Source organism: Catenulispora sp. GP43 (genome assembly GCF_041260665.1).
In the GTDB taxonomy this organism is placed as follows: Bacteria; Actinomycetota; Actinomycetes; order Streptomycetales; family Catenulisporaceae; genus Catenulispora.
Window position 1 is genome coordinate 1 of the sequence record NZ_JBGCCT010000014.1, and the last position, 16717, is coordinate 16717.

A 16717-nucleotide genomic window follows, 5' to 3' on the forward strand; every position below is an offset into this window, starting at 1 on the left:
CCGCCACCACACCCCACCCACCATCCGGCACCACCCAGCCACAGCAACAAGATCAAACTAAGCTACGTGGCATTGCCGCCGGAGGCGCCCTTGACCTTGACTGTGGCTCTTGACTGTGGCAATAAACCCGACCACCTGCCCACACCACCGCCGCCCCCGCCCAACCCGACACACCACCGAGCCGCGCCACCAACGAATCCCGCAAACCATCCGCGAAGCCGTAAAAAGTCTCTAAACCACAAAACAAACCGCACCTGCCTACCCGCCCACCCACACACCAGTCAGAAGCGCCACAAAGTCACGGCCTTAACACCAGCGCGTCAAGTGGCCGTAATCCGTGGTAGGTAGGGATTCCGTCAGAGTCGGCTTCTATGCTCCCTGGTCATGGACATCGAAACATGGTGGAGCATCATCGAGCAGGCTCGCGCCTCGGTCGGCGATCGGGCCGACGACCGGGACCCACCTGACGACCCGTTGCCCGCCGCGCTGGTCGACACGCTCGCCACGCTGGAGCCGGCCGACATCATCGACTTCTGGGTGAAACACGTCGAGTTGACGGACTCCGCGGAGCGGTATCCGCTGCGGTGGGCCGCCTTCCTGATCGAGGGCAGCTTCTCGAACGACGGCTTCATGGACTTCCGTGACGGGCTGATGCTGCTCGGACAGGAGACGTTCAGCCGTGCCGTGGCCGATCCCGACTCGCTGGCCGATCTGCCGGTGGTCGTCAAGATGGGCCGCGACGAGGGTGGCTGGATCGGTTTCGAGTCGCTGGCTTACCCGATCAAGGACGCTTATCGAAAGGTCCGGGGCGAGACCGACACGTTCAATGCGGCGTTGGAGGCCGCAGCCAAAGGTATGACGCGTCCCGAACTGCCGAGCGGCGACAACTGGGATCCGGAGGACGACGACGCGATGCGGCACCACCTTCCCCGCCTCGCGGCCCTCTTCCTGGACTGAGAGAAGGCGAGAGGCAGATCCTGGAAGCGGCCACGTCCGGGCATCGCCAAAAACTCGGTGGCGGCAGCCCTCGAAGAGATCGTCGACACGGTCTTCCTTCCCCCTGGTGCGCTGAGTGCGGCAGCACCGAACCGCGCACGACGTCCCCCTGGGACAAACCACGGTAACTCCCGAGCTCATCAATATGGCGCTCGGCGAGGTGGTCATCACGGCGGTGGATGCCGTGCTGGGGCCGTCGAGCTGACGTCCGCGGCGAGCCGGTGCCACACCGCGAATACCCATGGGACGCCGAGCAGCAGTACGAGGACCACACCGAGCAGTACGGGTGCCGGCCGCGCGGCAGCCAGGGCGAGGCACGCGAGTGCCACGGCGCCGCAAAGCCTGGCAAGCGTCCGGTAGAAGTTGCGGTCGTCCCGCCAGGCCTGCAGGCTTGCGGCGACCAGCATGGTCGCGCAGAGCGCGATGGCGGTGCCCGCGCACAAGACCCATGCTGTCGCCGCCGGAGTGCGACCATCATGTGCGTGCGCGATCAGGCTGACCATCGCGGTGCCCATAGCGGCGATGGCGGCGGTGAGGGGCAGGTGGGCCAGCAGCCATTGCAGGTTCGCCCGCGAAGTCGATCTCGGCTCGCGGTGTCCGGCGAAGTCGAAGTAGGTCCACCAGGCGCCGAAGCCGACCACGACGGCGACCAGGCCGACGGTGAGGGTGAGTGCGCTGATCGGGCGGTTGGACAGGCCGCCGGCCACGTTCGTGAGCGTTTCGCCGAGCACGATGATCGTGATGAGCCCGAACCGTTCGATGAGCGCGTCGGTGATGGTCAGGGCGGAGGCCTCCTCGGGCAGCGCGGTGATGGCCAGGGCGCCGAACGCGGTCAGGTACGCGATATCGATCAGGCCCCAGGACCACACGCGGGCGCCGGGCGGCAGGAGGGCGGACCCGGCCAGCAGTACGGCGCACGCCGCCGTGGCGGACACGAACAGCAGGCTGGACCGGCGGTATTCGGGGCTGTCGCCCCGGCCGGCCAGCAGCCAGAGCATCGCCAGCACGGCGAATAGCGCTGCCGAGGCGATGGCGAAGCCCGCGCCGCGCGCGCCGCTCGCGTCCGGGATCATGGCGCCCATGGTGACCAGGAGCAGGATCTGGAGCAGGAACGTGCTGCGGGCGCGGGCGTCCTCGTGGCCGTGGAGCTCGTGGTGGAGGCTGCCGTTGACCCAGGCGATCCACACGAGTGTGAACACCGCGGTGAACTCGCCGAGTCTGCCCCAGGTCAGGTGCCCGGCGAGGTGGTGGGCGGCCTGGGCGACCAGCACGACCACGGCGAGGTCGTAGAAGAGTTCGAGTGGTCCGACCACGCGGTCGCGGGGCTGCTCGCCGTGGGGACGGGGCGGCTGCCAGAGATGGCGGCGTAGCAGGGCCCAGCGCTCTCGGGGTGTCATGGCTTGGTTCGGTGATCAGGGTGTGGACGGCCGCGTTTCGGTCCAGTCGACCATCAGGCGGCGCTCGGCGAACAGCCAGTCGCCGTCCCGCTTGACGAACGCGTCAAGGTAGCGGATGGAAGCGATCATCAGCGTGCGCGATCCGTCGTCGGCGACTGTGAGGTGGTGGGCGATGCAGTAGCTCTCCCCGGTCGCCCGCTCACCGTCCAGGACGACCGTGCTCTGACCATTGAAGTGGGTCGTCGCCGTGTAGGCGTTGAGCGCGTCGAACACCGGCGCCAGCGACTCGCGGCCGTGCAGCTCCTGGGTCGGCTCCCCGGACCTGGCGTCCATGAACACCAGGAAGCGGGTGTCCTCGGTGAACAACGCCATCTGACCCTTGGCATCGCGCCGGTCCGCGCAGTGCGCGTAGGCGTCGAACAGCTCACGGATGGCCAGTCGGTCGGCGGCCTCCTGAGGTGAGATCGTGGCGTGGGCCGTCATGGCAGTTCCCTCTCGTCGGAATCCGCAGGCCTATTTGACGTCTGTATAGCATCAGGAGTCGTGACGTTTCGCAACCGCGCTGGAGGCACCGGGTGACAGATCGCACCGACCCCCGGATCACCCGGACGGTCCACGCCCTGGAGCAGGCGATCGTCGAGCTCGCCGCGCACCAGCCGGTTTCGCGGATCTCCGTAGCGGCCCTCGCCGACCGGGCCGGGGTGACCCGGGCCACGTTCTACAACCGCTACGACAGCCCCCTGGACCTGCTCATCCAGGTCCTCCACGCGGACCTGGACCGCGGCCATCGCCGGGAGCAGGAGCTGCGGGCCGAGGGCACACACTCGGCCGCCGAGATGCTAAGGCTCACCACCGCGGAGGTCGCCGAGCACGTCGAGCGGTTCCGGACCGTCTACCGCCAGGCCCTCCAAGACCCGGCAGATCGCGGGGTGTCCGAGGCCCTGGTCCGGCACTTCGCCGACTACGCCATGGCGTTCATGGCGCGGTCGGCCGATCCGGGAGTGCCTCGCGCGAATCAGGGGGTTGTCGCTGCCTTCATGGCCCACGGCTTCGCCGGAGCCATCGCCGCCTGGCTCGGCGACGACACCGTGACGAAAGCGGATCTGGTCGACGCCGCGGTGGCCTGCGCGCCGTCCTGGTGGACGTAACCCCCACTCTTTCCTGTCGTGGCTCAGCCCCTCCACGAAGGGAACCATCGATGACTCGTATACGTCTGCGGCTCTTCGCACGGTGAGTTTGAGACTTTGAAATGGACCCATTAAGGCGCGTCTTCCAACCGGCTTGGTCATCGCAACGTCCCCTATTCAGGTGTTGCGAACCGTCCGGGCGCCGCACTTCGCCTTCCACGCGTCCAATCTGCGCATGTTCGACACCGGCGACAAGTTCGGCACCGTCACCGTGCTCGCGGGCACGATCGTCCTGGCCGCGCTCCTCCTCATTCCGACGAGGACGGTGAACCCGCTTGGAGACCTCTTTGGCGAAAGCGCGTGTTGAAGACCTGCTGCTCAGGCCTGCATCGTGACTTCATAGGTTTCCAGGCGCTGTGCCGTGAGTCCCGCCGTCGCCGGGTTGTGCTGCTCACGGATGCCCGACGGTCCTGCTGCGGCGGTGACCGCATCCATCTGCTCGCGGGTCTCCCACAGCGAGATGATGACGAGCTTGCCGGTCTCAGCGTCGGTGAGCAGGTAATAGCCTTTGAAACCGGGCATCTGGCGGGCGCCGGGCAACTGCTGCTCGGCAATACGGATGGCGCCGTCGAACCCGTCGGCTCCAGCCTTGGCTGTGATCACGCGCGCGAACATTGCTCTCCTTCGGGCTTACAACGGAACTGCTGACTCTTGCCAACTGGTTCCTGGTCGGTTGCGGCAACCGGACCCGCGCATACCCAGGCTACGCGGCAGGCATGCCGCAGCGTCGCGCACTGGCCCGCAGGCAGCCCGATCACATCCGCCGCACACCCGTCACCCGACGCTCCTGGGCGGCCTGTGGTCAGCGCGGCTGTGCGGGCCCTGCGGCCGTCGGCGGCCGGTCATCGGGGACGTGGCCGTCTCGGTCGATGGCGCGCGTGATGCGGCCGCCGATGTCGCGCAGCTGGCGCGTCTGCGGCTTCGTCAGTTGGTCGAACACCAGCCGGCGCACCTCCTCGATATGGCCGGGCGCGGCCTCCACGACCTTCGTCCAGCCGTCGTCGGTCATGATCGCCAGCGTGTAACGGCCATCCGCCGGATCGGGAGTGCGGCGCACCCAGCCGCGCTGCTCCATGCGCGCGACCACTTGAGACAGCCGGGGAAGCGAGCCCTCGGCCTGCGCCGCCAACGTACTCATCCGCCGGGTGCGATCAGGCGCCTCTGACAGCAGAGCCAGCACCTGGTACTCGAAGTGGGAGATCCCGGCGTCTCGGCGCAGCTGGGCGTCGAGCGCGGCCGACAGCCGGTTCAGGACGCCGGCCAGGGCCAGCCACGCCTGCCTCTCATCAGGGTCGAGCCAGCGCGGCTCGGGCGGGGCGTTCACCTGTACAGGTTAACAGTTGAAGTGATCCGACCCTGGAATGACTTGCAGCGTGAAGTGAAGCAGAGCTAGAGTCAATTAAAGCTTTAAGTCAGACACCGGTCGGGTACAGGCTGAACCCTTTCCTCAACCAGCAGAAGAAGGCATCACCGATGCAGCACGCCAACAAGCAGGAGCCCACAAGGCGGACGATACTCCGCGCCGGAGCGGCAGCCGGGACGGCCACAGGCCTGAGCGCCGCCGGTATCCCCGGGGCCCGGGCGGCGAACGCCACGACGACCTCGGCACCCGGCGAATCACGCAAGCCACCGCCCTATCCGCCCGATGTCACGGACACCTCACGCTGCACCCCGGAGGTCGCAGCGCTCTTCCACCGCATCTTCACCGCCAAAAGCGAACACGACACCGCCGCGTTCATGGCCCACTTCTCAAGAACGAACACCTCTTACAGCGACGCCTGCCTGGGCGTGGTCATGTCCGGCTGGCAAACGATCAACACCGAGTTCACCTCGATCTTCACGAGCGCACCGACCGACGCGATCGCCTACCCGCTGACCATCGTCGGCGACACGGACAGCGCGACGGTCGAATTCGTGGACTCCCCCGGGTTCTTCGGCCAGGAGATCCGCGCCCTGTCCTCGGTCACCTTCGACCGCGACCGGAAGATCACCCGCTGGGTCGACTACTGGGACCGTCGCAGTTCCCTGTTCCCCAGCCCCGACGCCAGCGCCTACCCGGCCGACTTCAACGATTCCGAGCAGAACGCCGACCCCGCCGTCGTGCACGCCGCCACCCGGCTCCAATCCGCTTTCGCAGCCGGCGACGCCGCCGCAGCCGCCGCTCTGATGTCCGTCGACGTCGTCCATGAAGACATGGCCGCCCACACTGAAGTCCGCGGACAGGCCCAGGTCCAGCGCTACTACACGCGGGCACTCCGACATCTGCCCTACGGCCCGGGCGCCGCGCTGCTCCACACCGAGGGCAGCCGCCAAGGCGGCGGCTACGAGTGGTCGACGTCACCGGCCGTCGCGCCGGGGCGTCGCGGCCACACCGCCATCGGGCTCGACGCCGTCGGCAGGATCAACCACCTGATCACCGTCTACGACTCCAGCCTGCTGAGTTACCCCGCCTATCTATCCCTCGTCGGCCTCGCAGCCGAGGCACCCCTGTCCTGAACACAGCAGCAACCACTACCGACCACAAGGATCTGATCATGCCCGTTGACACTCAGCACCGCCCCGAGAACGAGCCACGGAAGATGGCCGCGGTCGTCCTCCAAACCGGCGGGCCGCCGGCGCAGTCGGTGACCTGTCGTACCGCACCGATACCCGAGCCCGCTCCCGGTGAAGCACTCGTCGAAGTGCACGCGGCCGCGGTGAACCCGCTCGACGTCGCCAACGCCGCGGGCTGGCTCGGCACACCGCTGCCGGTGATCCCCGGCGTCGACTTCGCCGGCGTCGTCGTCTCAGACGGCGACCACAAGGGGCACCAGGTGTGGGGCAGCGGTCCGGCATTGGGGATGACGCGGCCCGGCACCCACGCACGCTTCGTCGCCCTTCCCGAGACCTGGCTGTCCCGCAAACCGGTGAACCTGACGATGGCCGAGGCCGGCGCGGTCGGCCGGTCCCACCTCACCGCCTTCGAGACGGTCATCAACATCATGGAGCTGATACCCGGAGAGACGATCCTCATCACCGGCGGAGCGGGCATGGTCGGCCAGGCCGCCGCCGCGATCGCCCGCTGGCGCGGCGCAGAACCGATCATCGCCGACCGCCGCCGGCCCGACGGCGTGGAGCACTTCATCGACACCAGCTCCGGCGACCTCCGCGAGGCGGTGCTCGACATCACCGACGGACGCGGCACCGACCTAGTCCTGGACACGGTCGGCGGCGCACTGTTCGAACCGGCGCTGCGCAGCCTCCGCTTCGGTGGCCGGATGGTCGGCATCTTCAGCGCCCCCGAGCCGCGGATCGACTTCTCACCGGCCGAGATCTACAACCGGCAGCTGCGCGTCACGGGACTGGCCAGCGTGTTCCTGGACGGGGCCCACGTCGCAGGCGTCTTCGACCAGCTACGTCCGCTCTTCGAGCGCGGCATCCTCGCTCCCCCGGCAGTGAAGACCTGGCAACTGGAGGACAGCGCCGAGGCCTACCAGACGGTCAGTGACGGCTCGGCCGGGATCAAGCAGGTTCTGCTGCCGAGCGGCGGCTGAGCGCGACAGGCTGCCGGTTCGCCGTCGGCCGCGGTGTATCGCGGCCGACTGCGAACCCTGCTGCCTGCCCTGTCCTGGTCAGAAATTTCAGCCCGTTCAGCACGTTCAGCCCCGAGCAGATGAGACCGAGCGGGCGTAGTCGTTGGGGGTGCGACCGTAGCGCTTCTTGAAGGTCCGGATGAAGTGGCTGCTGTCAGCGAACTGCCAGTACGCGGCGAGCTCTGAGATGCTCAGCCGGCTGGCCGACGGTGCGGTCAGGGCGAGCCGGGCTTCCTCCAGGCGCCGCTCGCGGATATAGGAGACCACTGATTCCCCGGCTACGGCGAACGCCCGCTGCAGAGTGCGCACCGAGACGTTGAGCTCGCGCGCCAGCACCACCGCCGACAGCTCGGGATCGGCGAGCCGGCGGTCCGCGAGGTCTTTCGCGGCTTGTGCCAGGGCGGGGGCGAGTACGGGTTCGGCGTCGTCGAACCGGCGCCGGGCCACCGCTTTGGTCAGTTCGATGAGCGTGCTGTGGGCCGCTTGCACGCCGGCCGGGGTGAGGTCGGGCATCGTCAGCCGGACCATGTTCGTGTGGGCCGTCAGCAGGCGTAGTTCGGCTGAGTTGCTCGCGCCGGTGAGGACCCGCCCGCCGAGCAGCGGCTTGAGTAGGGCCGCGGGAAGGACCAGGACCGTCGCCGCCGTATCGGGCACCGTCTGGAAGTGCGACGGCCGCCCGACATGCTTCAGCAGGAACTGCCCGGCCGATATCGTGCGCTCGCCGCGGTCGTGCGGGCCGCCCAGGGTCCAGGCGCCGCGTTGCACGACGTACAGCCGCACCACGTCCTCCGAGCTGGTGAGCGGACCGTCGGTCCGGATCGCCGACGCGCCGTGCAGGTCGGTGATCGCCACGTCGTCGACCCGGGTGGCGCGGTGCTTGACGCGGAAGTCGGCGGTCGTGGCCGGGGTGAAGGTCGGCAGGGGGACACCGTCGCCGAACTCCGCCTCCCAGCCGCGGCGGAAGTCATGGAAAGCTCGCGACTCAACGGCGTCCGTATCCACTCGACCTCCCCCTCTCGCGGCCCGCCCCGGACCCACATCCGGTGGCGCCGATGTTCTGTTTGGACGGCGCTGTGGTTCAAGCGTGCGCATCTCCAGTCTTCCTAGGCTCGGTCGTGGGGGCAATCCCCAGTTCAGGACCGATGTGCAGGACAGACGGGAGCTTTCATGAATCAGCAGAACACCGGCCGCGTGGCCGTCGTCACGGGCGCCGGCACCGGGATCGGGGCAGCGACCGCGCACCGGTTCGCCGCCGACGGATACACCGTCGTGCTCGTCGGCCGCACCGAGGCCACTCTGAAGCAAACCGCACAGACGGCTCCAGACGGAGCAGACCTGCATCCGTGGGTCGCAGACGTCTCGGACCTGGCGGCCGTCACGGCGGCGATGGACGGCGTGGCCGAGCGGTTCGGACGCCTGGACGTGCTGGTCAACAACGCCGGCATCGCGATCCCGGGCACCGCCGACCAGACCGACCTGGACAGCTACCGCGCCATGGTCGCCACCAACATCGACGGCGTCTTCTTCGCTTCGCGTGCCGCGCTGCCCCATCTACAGACGGTCGGCGGCTGCATCGTCAACGTCGGATCGGTGGCCGGGCTGCGCGGCGAATGGAACCAGGCGGTCTACAACATGACCAAAGGCGCGGTGACCAACCTGACCAACTCGATGGCCCTGGACCACGGCCGCCGGATCCGGGTCAACGCCGTCCACCCCGGAGTCACCCTCAGCAAGCAGATGTTCCGTGACGCACTCGCCGAGGGCGCTCCGCTGCACCGGCGCTTCGCCGACCGCGTCCCGATGGGCCGGGCTGCCGAACCGGCCGAGATCGCCGCGGTCATCGCGTTCCTCGCCGGTCCGGACGCCGCCTACGTCAACGGGGCGCACATCCCCGTGGACGGCGGTCTGACCGCATCCGACGGCCAGGCCAACCTGTACGCCGCCGAAGGCTGACACGGAAGGCGGACTGGCATGAACACTCAGGCAGCCAACACCGAGCTCATGCGGTACTTCGTCGAGCAGGTGCAGCAGAAGGGCCGGTTGGAGCTGATCGACCGGCTCGTCCATCCCGACTTCCGCAACCACACTGTCGAGCCGGGTCAGGCCGCCGACCGCGCCGGGATCGGCGAGACCGTGGCAGCCATGCACCAGGCGTTCTCCGACCTGTGAGTCGAGATCCTGCATTGCCTCGGGGACGGCGATCTCGTGGCCACCCACAAGATTTTCCGCGGCCGCCACACCGGGACGTGGTTCGGCCTGCCGCCCTCGGGCAACGCGGTTGAGTTCCGGGTCATGGACCTGGTCCGGTTCCAGGACGGGCTCTGGGTCGAGCACTGGGCCGTCGCCGACGGGGTGACCTTGTTGCGCCAGGCCGGCGCGCTGGGCTGACGCGCTGGGCTGACGCGCTGACGGCCCCGATCAAGTCACTGAAATCCAGAACCTGTGAAGGAGAGCTCCATGAGCATCACCAAGATCCACTCCGTGGCCGTCGAGCGAATCGGCCCTGTCGAGGTGACCGTCGCCGAGTACGGTTCCGGCCAGCCGTTCCTGCTGCTGCACGGCGGCGCCGGGCCGCAGTCCGTCGCCGGCTTCGCCGAGAAGTTCGCCGCCACGCACCGGGTGCGCGTCCTCACGCCGACGCATCCCGGATTCGGCGGCACCGCGCGACCGGACACCCTCGCCACCATCCCAGGACTGGCCGCGCTCTACCAGGGCCTGATCGACCAGCTGGACCTGGCCGACGTGACCGTCGTCGGCAACTCGCTCGGCGGCTGGATCGCCGCGGAGATCGCGCTGCTGAAATCACCGAGGGTCAGCGGCATCGTCCTGATCGACGCCGTCGGAATCGAGGTGGCCGGCCATCCGGTCACGGACTTCTTCGCCCTGACCATGGACGAGGTCTTCACGCGCAGCTTCCACAACCCCGACAGGTTCCGCATCGACCCGGCGACCCTGCCCCCGGCCGCGCAGGCGATCGCCGCCGGCAACCGGGCCGCGATCGCCGCGTACGCCGGCTCCGGCATGACCGACCCGGCTCTTGTCGGGCGGCTCGGGACGCTGGAGATCCCCACGCTCGTGCTGTGGGGCGACAGCGACGGGATGGTCGACGTCGACTACGGACGTGCCTACGCCGCCGCGATCCCGATGGCCCAGTTCCAACTGCTGCCCGACACCGGCCACTCCCCGCAGCTGGAGACCCCCGACCAGGTCATCGCCGCGATCTGGGACAGCGCGGACACGGACTTCTCCGCCTTCGCACGCTAAGGACCACGACCATGCCCAAGACCGCAGTCACCCGCATCACCCATAGCTGCCACCTGATAGAGGTCGGCGGCCGGACTTTCCTGACAGACCCCTGGTTCAGCACCAGTCCCGGCTACTACCAGGGCGAGCCGATCGCCATAGACATCCCCGACCTGCCGAAGCTCGACGGCGTGCTGATCAGCCACGAGCACTACGACCACTGCGACCTGGACGCCTTCGCCGCCTACCGCGACCGCTCGGTGCCGCTGTTCGTCGCCGAGACCGTCGTGCCGCTGGCCCGCGCGCACGGTTTCACGAACGTCACCGCTCTTGCCCCGTGGGAGCAGGCGGAAGTCGGCAACGTCAGCATCACCGCCGCCCCCGGCAAGCACGGCGTCTACGAGGTCACGTTCGTCCTGCGGGCCGGCTCCGAGGCGGTGTACTTCGCCGGCGACACCATGCTCATCCCCGAACTCGCCGAGATTCCCAAGCGGCTCGGCCACATCTCGCTGGCCCTGCTGCCCACGAACGGCCTGCACATCCGCCCTGCCAACAACAAGCAGGTCGTGATGAACGCCGACGAGGCGGCCGAACTGACCGCGATCCTCAAGCCCGAGCTGGCCGTGCCGCACCACTACGCCTTCACCAAGGGCTTCCTCGGCGACCGGCTCATCACCAGCAGCGACAAGAACCCGCGGCACTACCGGGACGCGACCGGCGACCTGGCTCCCGAAACCACCGTTCGCATCGTCGAACCCGGCATCCGAATCGAGCTGTAGACCATGACTGTCACCGCGACCGACACCGAGGACTTCCTCACCGCGACCCTGCACCACGGCAACCTGCAGGTCGACACCGACGACCCGAACCCCCGCCCGATGATCGCCGTTCTGGACGCCAAGCCCGGCCTGGCCGACGCCTTCCGCGAGCGCATCGTCGAGCTGATCCGCGCCGTGCGCCAGGAGCCGGGCTGCGTCACCTTCACGGGGTATGAGGCCCGCGACATACCCGGCCGGTTCTATCTCTACGAGGTCTACGCCGACTCCGCCGCGTTCGCCACGCACCTGAAGACCGACCACGTCCACGCCTTCATCTCCGCCATCCCCGACCTGAGTACCAGCGGGCCCGGCAGCATCTTCCAGCTCGACGAAATCCCGATCCCCGGGGCATCGGCCACGTGGAGCACGCAGTATTCCGCCGACACCGGTGTGTCGCCGGAGGCGGTGTGGGCAACACTCCGCGACGAGCGCACCGGCGCCGCGGCCGCCGGCGGCAACACCTACGTGATCCACGGTCCGTTCGCCGTCGGCACCGAGCTCTCGGTGACCCCGGCCGGCTCGGATGAAGCCCTGACCTCCACCATCGTGGAGCTCACCGACGGCCGCGCCTACGCCGACCGCACCGAGTTCAACGGCCTGCTCCTCACCGACCGCCACGAACTCACCCCGATCGAAGGCGGCGGTACCCGCGTCACCCACCAGCTCATCATCGGCGGCCCGGCCGCCCAGACCGTAGGACCGAACCTCGGCCCGCAGATCAGCGAGGACTACCCGGACGTCATGCGGGAGCTCATCGCCGCCGCCGCTAAGCGGTAGAGCGATAGACCACGCGAACCGCGAACCCTGGGGGCCGAAGCCGTAGGCGGTGCCGTCGGCCTGGCCTCCAGCCTCCAGTCTTTCTCGAGTCTCCCGCGATCAGGAGCGCATCGAATGATCGAGCAACTCGCCCCGCTCGCCGACGTCCCGGCAGCGTCCCGCCGCCGATGGCGACCGGTTCGGGACCAGACGTATCCTGCTGCTCGCGATCGGCTTGTTCACCGCGGCATCAGTGCTCTGCGGCCTGGCCGGCAACCTCGGCGAACTCGTGGCCTTCCCCGTCCTGCAAGGCGCCGGCAGCGGCATGATGACGCCGGTCGGCATGGCCATGCTCTACCGCGCGTTCCCGCCGCACGAGCGACTGCGCGCCGCCTCGATCCTCACCATCCCCACCGCGGTGGCCCCGGCCCTCGGCCCGGTCCTGGGCGGCGCACTGGTCACCGGTCTGTCCTGGCGCTGGGTGTTCTTCGTCAACCTCTTCATCGGCGCGGGCGCCTTCGTGTTCGGCCTGCTCTTCCTGGCCGAGCAGCGCCAACCGCGACCCGGCCGTTTCGACGTGGGCGGGTTCGTGTTGTCAGGCGCGGGATTCGCCGCCGTGATGTACGGCATCAGCCAAGGCCCCCGCGCGGGCTGGACGCATCCGCGGATCACCGGCAGCATCGCCGCGGGTACCGCGGTCCTGGCCGTGCTGGTACGGGTCGAGCTGCGCTCCGGCGCGCCACTGCTGAAGCTGCGTCTACTCGGCAACCGGCTGTTCCGCTCGATGACCACGGCGATGGCCATCGGGATGGCCGCGTTCCTCGGCGCGCTGTTCGTCGTCCCGCTGTTCTTCCAGCTCGGCCTCTCGCCGATCACCTGCGGCAGATCGGTCTGGCCTGACCCGCGCGCACTCGTCCTCAAGCAGGTCACAGATGGTACAGATCGATCGCGTTGCCGCGCATGATCATCGTGGCCAGCCGGTCGACGTCGCCAGCGCGGATGACTCGGTCGCGCAGCATGTCGGTGAGCGCCAAAGCGATGGCCTCTCGCGCGGTGCGATCCAGCAGCCACGCCTTTTCCTCCCAGCCGTGCAGGAAGTTCGACCGTGGCTCGGTGCTGGACATGAAGGCGTGTGCGGTGTCGCTGAAGGCGTCGGTGCCGTAGAGGATCTTCTCAGGGAACCACTCGAGTGCGTCTCGTACGATGCCGGCGAGGTTGCGCGCATAGAGGTGCACTGAGGATCCGGAGATGTCGAGGAAGACGTTCGGTTGGGAGAGGGAAGCTACGGCCTCTTTAGCGAACGGCCAGCCGGCGTGCAGCATCAGGAACCGAGTGTCTGGCGCGGCGACCACGGCGGCCTCCATCAACATCGGGTTGCTGCCCTTGTTCTCAAAACGATGCCGGGGTCCTTGTCCGGTGTGCATCTGGATCGGCAGGTCCAGCTCGGCAGCCTTGGCGGCGATGATGGCGAACAGGTAGTCCTCGACGTGGCGGTGTTCATCGATCGTGATGCCGCTGTCGGAGGCACGTCGGTACAGCTCTCGCGCCAGCGATACCGGTACCTCGGCGAAGTCGATGGGCCGGTAGTAGGGCGTGTGGAACTTCAGGCCGACCGCGCCGTCGGCCTTTTGCCGGTCGAGTACGGGGGCGAGGACGGTGTGCACGTAGTCGTCGAGCGTCGGCGGCGGGCAGTGGACACCCGCCTGTCGGCAGGCCTGCGCCATCTGCTCGGCGTATCGGCTCGTGATCGGCTTCTGATCGACGGCGGGGACGGGCCACATGAGCCAGTCGTCGAAGGCCAGCCAGCGGAACCGGGGTGCCGGGAAGGACGGCTGGGGGAACGAGTCGACCGCCAGCATGGTCTCGATGGTGATCCGGTCCAGGACCCAGCTGTGGTAGTTGTCTCCTTCGGCCGCCTGGACCTGCTGCTTCTTGTCGATCAAGGTGCGCAGGTGTCCGTCGTCGAAGTCGTCGTGCTCGTAGTCCCAGAGTGCTCGCCAGGCATCGAGGTACTCCGGATTGGTTGGCCGCATGCGAACCGGCAGGGGGTGGTCGTACGGAAAGATGGGCCGGTCGCGGTCCGGCGGCGGCTCCCATTCCAGCGGAATCGGGTGCGCGTGGTCGTCGATGGCGGCGAGTTCCCGGACGAATCGGTCGATGCCGGGATCGGCGGAGCCCGGGCCGGTCACCACGGCACGACTCCGTCGTCGTCGAAGAGCTGACCGGTAGGGCCGTCGTCCGGCAGGGTCGCGAGCTTGATCGCGATCGCGGCGCCCTGTAGCGGGGTGCGGAGCCCCTGAAAGTCGGTGAGCTCCGTGGCCACGTATCCGGGGCACGCGTTGTTGATGAGGATGTCGGTGCCGGCCAGTTCCTTGACGTACTGGATGGTGACGGCGTTGAGGTACGTCTTGGTCGGCGCGTACGCCCCGCTGATCTCCCCGAGCTCGACGCCGGGTGTCGTCTGGAGAGTCAGGGAGCCGACATGGCTGGACTGGTTGACGATCCGCGGGTGCGCCGATCGGCGCAGCAGCGGCAACATCGCGTTGGTGACCCGCATCATGCCGAACACGTTCGTCTCCACCGCCACCCGGACACTGTCCAGGTCCAGCGTCGTCGGGTTCTGCGGCCAGCCGCCGGTGGCGCCGGCGTTGTTGACCAGCACGTCGAGACGGCCGACACGCTCTTCAAGCCGGTGGGCGGCGGCCGCCACGCTCGCGTCGTCGGTCACGTCGATGGGCACCGGGAACGCGTCGGCGCCGTCGGCGCGCAGTCTGGCCACCGCATCCTGCTGGCGCTCCGGATCGCGGTCGCCGATCCCGACACTCCAGCCGAGTGCGCCGAGGCCGGCCGCGATCTCGAATCCGATTCCCTGGTTCGCGCCGGTGACAAGCGCAATTGTTTGTTCGCTCATAACTCCGAGCATGTTCGCGGCTCGGCCCCGAACCAACACCATCTGGGTACGGCACCGATACCCAACGGGCATTGCCGACGGCCTGACCGTGTGCGCAACTCGTCACGGTGGATACCGCCACAGAGAAAAGCCGCCCGAACGCTCATCCGGGCGGCTTCGGCGTCCCCCGCTCTACTGGGGGTCGAGTCGCAGTGTGGTCGCCGCGGCCGTGGCTGTCACCATGGACTCGGCGCCAGCGTGGCCGTACTTGGTGCGGTAGGACCAGTTTTTCGGCGTTCCTGGACGCCGACGATCTTGCCAGCAGTGACAACCAGGCCAGAACGGTAACCGCGAACCGGTAGACGAGACGGGCCACCACGATCACACATCATCCCAGGTCGAGCCCGGTGGCCTAGGTTCAGAGGTAATACAGTCACCTGGATCCAGAGTTGGGCCGGGCAGCCAGCATTCCGGCGAGCAGCATGTCCACGGTCCATTGCCGGCGTTCCACAGGGGTTCCCGAGACTAGGTTGCCGGCTTGGGCGTGGACGTGTGGGTGGTCCTCGGGAGATGCCTCGGCGAGGGCCCTGCGCAGCTGGGCCCAGTCGGCCTCGGCGTGGGTGTCCTCGCGGCGCGCGGAGTGCTCGGCGGCTGAGGCGGTAGCGCTCTGCAACAGAATGTCCACACCCCAGGCGGCCTGCAGGTCGGGCACCCCGCCCTCAGCGAGAAGGGCGAGTAGTGCTTCCAGCAGGGCGATGTAGTTCTCGCCGGAGGGCCGGGCGGTGAGTGCGGACAGTGCAAGGGCAGGGTGGGCGTACAGAACCTGCTGGTAGCTGGTGAGCACGGCGTCCAGCCGGGTCCGCCACGGCGCCTCGGCAGGTGTGTCGTGCAGGTCGACGCGACCGATCAGCCGGTCCAGGATCGCGGCGTGCAGTTCGGCGGTGTTGGCGACGTAGACGTACAAGGACGCCGGCCCGGTGTCCAGGGCTTGGGCCAGGCGGCGCATGGTGACGCGCTGCAGTCCCTCTTGCTCCATCAGGGAAACGGCGGTGTCGATGATGCCCTCGCGGGTGAGGGCGGGCTTGGCGGGGCGCTCGCGGCGGCTCTGCGGGGGCATATGGCGATTCTAGGGCCAAACATGTTCGGAGCGAACATGTTCGTCAGTTGTTCGGCTCGCGGGCTTCGGAGATGCCGGTGAGTACGACGTCCAGCGCCCAGGAAAAGCGCGCGGTACCAGTGCCGGAGAACAGTTCCTCGTTCAGTGCGTGGACTTGTGGGAAGCGCTCGGCCTCGGCCTCGACGTAGCCCCGGTGCGCACGGCCGATCGGGTCGTTCTGCTCCCGCCGCCGGTCGTGCTCGGCGGCGATGGCCGTGACGTGCAGCATCAGCAGATCAAAACCCCACGCGGCGCGCATGCGTGACAGGCCCATACCGCGCAGGCATTCCAGGACGGCCTCGGTGAGCGCGAGGGCGTTCTCGCCGAACGGCAGGACGCCGGCCGCGAGGCGGGCCAGCCCGTCGTGCCGCAGCAGTACCTCCAGGTAGGAGGAGCAGATTCGTTCCAGCCGGTCTCGTGGGCGGTCCGTGGATGCCGGGTGCAGATCGACAGCTGAAAGCGCCCGATCAAGGAGGAGCGCGTGCAGTTCCTGCACGTCATGCACATAGGCGTACAACGACGCCGGGCCGGTCTGCAGCTCGCCGGCCAGGCGCCGCAGGGTGACCGCCTCCATGCCCTCGCGTTCCAGCAATCCGAATGCGGCAGCGGTGAACGCCTCCAGGCTTAGTGGCTCCTTGGCCGGTCGTGACCGCAGCCGCCTTGCTCTTTCAGCCACCTCAAGGCCCCTTTGCGTCCGTTCCG

Annotated in this window: 20 protein-coding genes and 1 pseudogene; 12 read left to right on the plus strand and 9 right to left on the minus strand. The window is 68.3% G+C overall.

Translation table 11 applies throughout. From position 1 onward, the window contains the following. Positions 1-384 precede the first annotated feature (384 nt). Positions 385-957: a DUF4240 domain-containing protein gene (locus ABH926_RS26645; protein ID WP_370368518.1), complete on the plus strand. Its 573-nt coding sequence runs from the start codon at positions 385-387 to the stop codon at positions 955-957. A 206-nt stretch (positions 958-1163) separates the two neighbouring features. On the opposite strand, the gene ABH926_RS26650 is transcribed toward ABH926_RS26645, so the two are convergent. Together ABH926_RS26650 and ABH926_RS26655 are read right to left on the minus strand one after the other, a co-directional pair. Further along, the gene (locus tag ABH926_RS26650; RefSeq protein WP_370368519.1) at positions 1164-2393 is read right to left on the minus strand and encodes a low temperature requirement protein A; all 1230 of its coding nucleotides are present in this window, start codon (positions 2391-2393) and stop codon (positions 1164-1166) included. A 15-nt stretch (positions 2394-2408) separates the two neighbouring features. Beyond that, positions 2409-2876, minus strand: coding sequence for a nuclear transport factor 2 family protein (locus ABH926_RS26655; protein WP_370346741.1), 468 nt, complete (start codon positions 2874-2876; stop codon positions 2409-2411). A gap of 92 nt (positions 2877-2968) precedes the next feature. Between ABH926_RS26655 and ABH926_RS26660 the strand changes: the two genes are divergently transcribed. Together ABH926_RS26660 and ABH926_RS26665 are read left to right on the plus strand one after the other, a co-directional pair. Continuing rightward, complete coding sequence (locus ABH926_RS26660; RefSeq protein WP_370368520.1) at positions 2969-3541, plus strand: TetR/AcrR family transcriptional regulator; 573 nt, start codon at positions 2969-2971, stop codon at positions 3539-3541. A 214-nt stretch (positions 3542-3755) separates the two neighbouring features. After that, positions 3756-3887 carry a hypothetical protein gene (locus ABH926_RS26665; protein WP_370368521.1) on the plus strand — a complete coding sequence of 44 codons (132 nt, stop codon included), beginning with the start codon at positions 3756-3758 and terminating at the stop codon, positions 3885-3887. Positions 3888-3898: 11 nt separating this feature from the next. Here ABH926_RS26665 and ABH926_RS26670 read toward each other — a convergent pair whose 3' ends face one another. Then, positions 3899-4195 (minus strand): antibiotic biosynthesis monooxygenase, encoded by a 297-nt coding sequence (locus tag ABH926_RS26670; protein WP_370368522.1) that lies wholly within the window; start codon positions 4193-4195, stop codon positions 3899-3901. Between the two features lie 187 nt (positions 4196-4382). Beyond that, a complete protein-coding gene (locus ABH926_RS26675; RefSeq protein ID WP_370346736.1) occupies positions 4383-4904 on the minus strand; it encodes a MarR family winged helix-turn-helix transcriptional regulator in 522 nt (173 codons plus the stop codon). A gap of 149 nt (positions 4905-5053) precedes the next feature. On the opposite strand from ABH926_RS26675, the gene ABH926_RS26680 reads away from it, so the two are divergent. Both ABH926_RS26680 and ABH926_RS26685 read left to right on the plus strand, forming a co-directional pair. Then, a complete protein-coding gene (locus tag ABH926_RS26680) occupies positions 5054-6076 on the plus strand; it encodes a hypothetical protein (RefSeq protein WP_370368523.1) in 1023 nt (340 codons plus the stop codon). 38 nt (positions 6077-6114) lie between these two features. After that, the gene (locus tag ABH926_RS26685; RefSeq protein ID WP_370368524.1) at positions 6115-7113 is read left to right on the plus strand and encodes a zinc-binding alcohol dehydrogenase family protein; all 999 of its coding nucleotides are present in this window, start codon (positions 6115-6117) and stop codon (positions 7111-7113) included. Positions 7114-7218: 105 nt separating this feature from the next. Here ABH926_RS26685 and ABH926_RS26690 read toward each other — a convergent pair whose 3' ends face one another. Further along, the gene (locus ABH926_RS26690) at positions 7219-8154 is read right to left on the minus strand and encodes a helix-turn-helix domain-containing protein (protein WP_370368525.1); all 936 of its coding nucleotides are present in this window, start codon (positions 8152-8154) and stop codon (positions 7219-7221) included. A 165-nt stretch (positions 8155-8319) separates the two neighbouring features. Here ABH926_RS26690 and ABH926_RS26695 point away from each other — a divergent pair, with 165 nt between their 5' ends. The 7 genes and pseudogenes from ABH926_RS26695 to ABH926_RS26725 all read left to right on the plus strand — a co-directional run. Continuing rightward, positions 8320-9105: an SDR family NAD(P)-dependent oxidoreductase gene (locus ABH926_RS26695; RefSeq protein ID WP_370368526.1), complete on the plus strand. Its 786-nt coding sequence runs from the start codon at positions 8320-8322 to the stop codon at positions 9103-9105. Positions 9106-9123: 18 nt separating this feature from the next. Then, positions 9124-9321, plus strand: coding sequence for a hypothetical protein (locus tag ABH926_RS26700; RefSeq protein ID WP_370368527.1), 198 nt, complete (start codon positions 9124-9126; stop codon positions 9319-9321). Between the two features lie 9 nt (positions 9322-9330). Next, a complete protein-coding gene (locus ABH926_RS26705) occupies positions 9331-9540 on the plus strand; it encodes an ester cyclase (RefSeq protein ID WP_370368755.1) in 210 nt (69 codons plus the stop codon). A 69-nt stretch (positions 9541-9609) separates the two neighbouring features. After that, positions 9610-10416 (plus strand): alpha/beta fold hydrolase, encoded by an 807-nt coding sequence (locus tag ABH926_RS26710; protein ID WP_370368528.1) that lies wholly within the window; start codon positions 9610-9612, stop codon positions 10414-10416. 11 nt (positions 10417-10427) lie between these two features. Then, positions 10428-11174 carry an MBL fold metallo-hydrolase gene (locus tag ABH926_RS26715; RefSeq protein WP_370368529.1) on the plus strand — a complete coding sequence of 249 codons (747 nt, stop codon included), beginning with the start codon at positions 10428-10430 and terminating at the stop codon, positions 11172-11174. A 3-nt stretch (positions 11175-11177) separates the two neighbouring features. Then, complete coding sequence (locus ABH926_RS26720) at positions 11178-11990, plus strand: antibiotic biosynthesis monooxygenase (RefSeq protein WP_370368530.1); 813 nt, start codon at positions 11178-11180, stop codon at positions 11988-11990. Between the two features lie 181 nt (positions 11991-12171). Continuing rightward, a pseudogene (locus ABH926_RS26725) lies at positions 12172-12933 on the plus strand (MFS transporter); the annotation flags it as partial. Here the strand turns inward: ABH926_RS26725 and ABH926_RS26730 are convergent. The 4 genes from ABH926_RS26730 to ABH926_RS26745 all read right to left on the minus strand — a co-directional run bounded on the left by ABH926_RS26730 (position 12896) and on the right by ABH926_RS26745 (position 16691). Beyond that, the gene (locus tag ABH926_RS26730; RefSeq protein ID WP_370368531.1) at positions 12896-14161 is read right to left on the minus strand and encodes an amidohydrolase family protein; all 1266 of its coding nucleotides are present in this window, start codon (positions 14159-14161) and stop codon (positions 12896-12898) included. The pseudogene ABH926_RS26725 and the gene ABH926_RS26730 sit on opposite strands and share 38 nt — an antisense overlap. Then, on the minus strand, positions 14155-14880 hold the full coding sequence (locus ABH926_RS26735; protein WP_370368532.1) for an SDR family NAD(P)-dependent oxidoreductase: 726 nt from the start codon (positions 14878-14880) through the stop codon (positions 14155-14157). Before ABH926_RS26735 ends, ABH926_RS26730 begins: the two co-directional genes overlap by 7 nt. A 412-nt stretch (positions 14881-15292) precedes the next feature. Continuing rightward, positions 15293-15976 (minus strand): TetR/AcrR family transcriptional regulator, encoded by a 684-nt coding sequence (locus tag ABH926_RS26740; protein WP_370368533.1) that lies wholly within the window; start codon positions 15974-15976, stop codon positions 15293-15295. Positions 15977-16019: 43 nt separating this feature from the next. Next, on the minus strand, positions 16020-16691 hold the full coding sequence (locus tag ABH926_RS26745) for a TetR/AcrR family transcriptional regulator C-terminal domain-containing protein (protein ID WP_370368534.1): 672 nt from the start codon (positions 16689-16691) through the stop codon (positions 16020-16022). Positions 16692-16717: the final 26 nt, after the last annotated feature.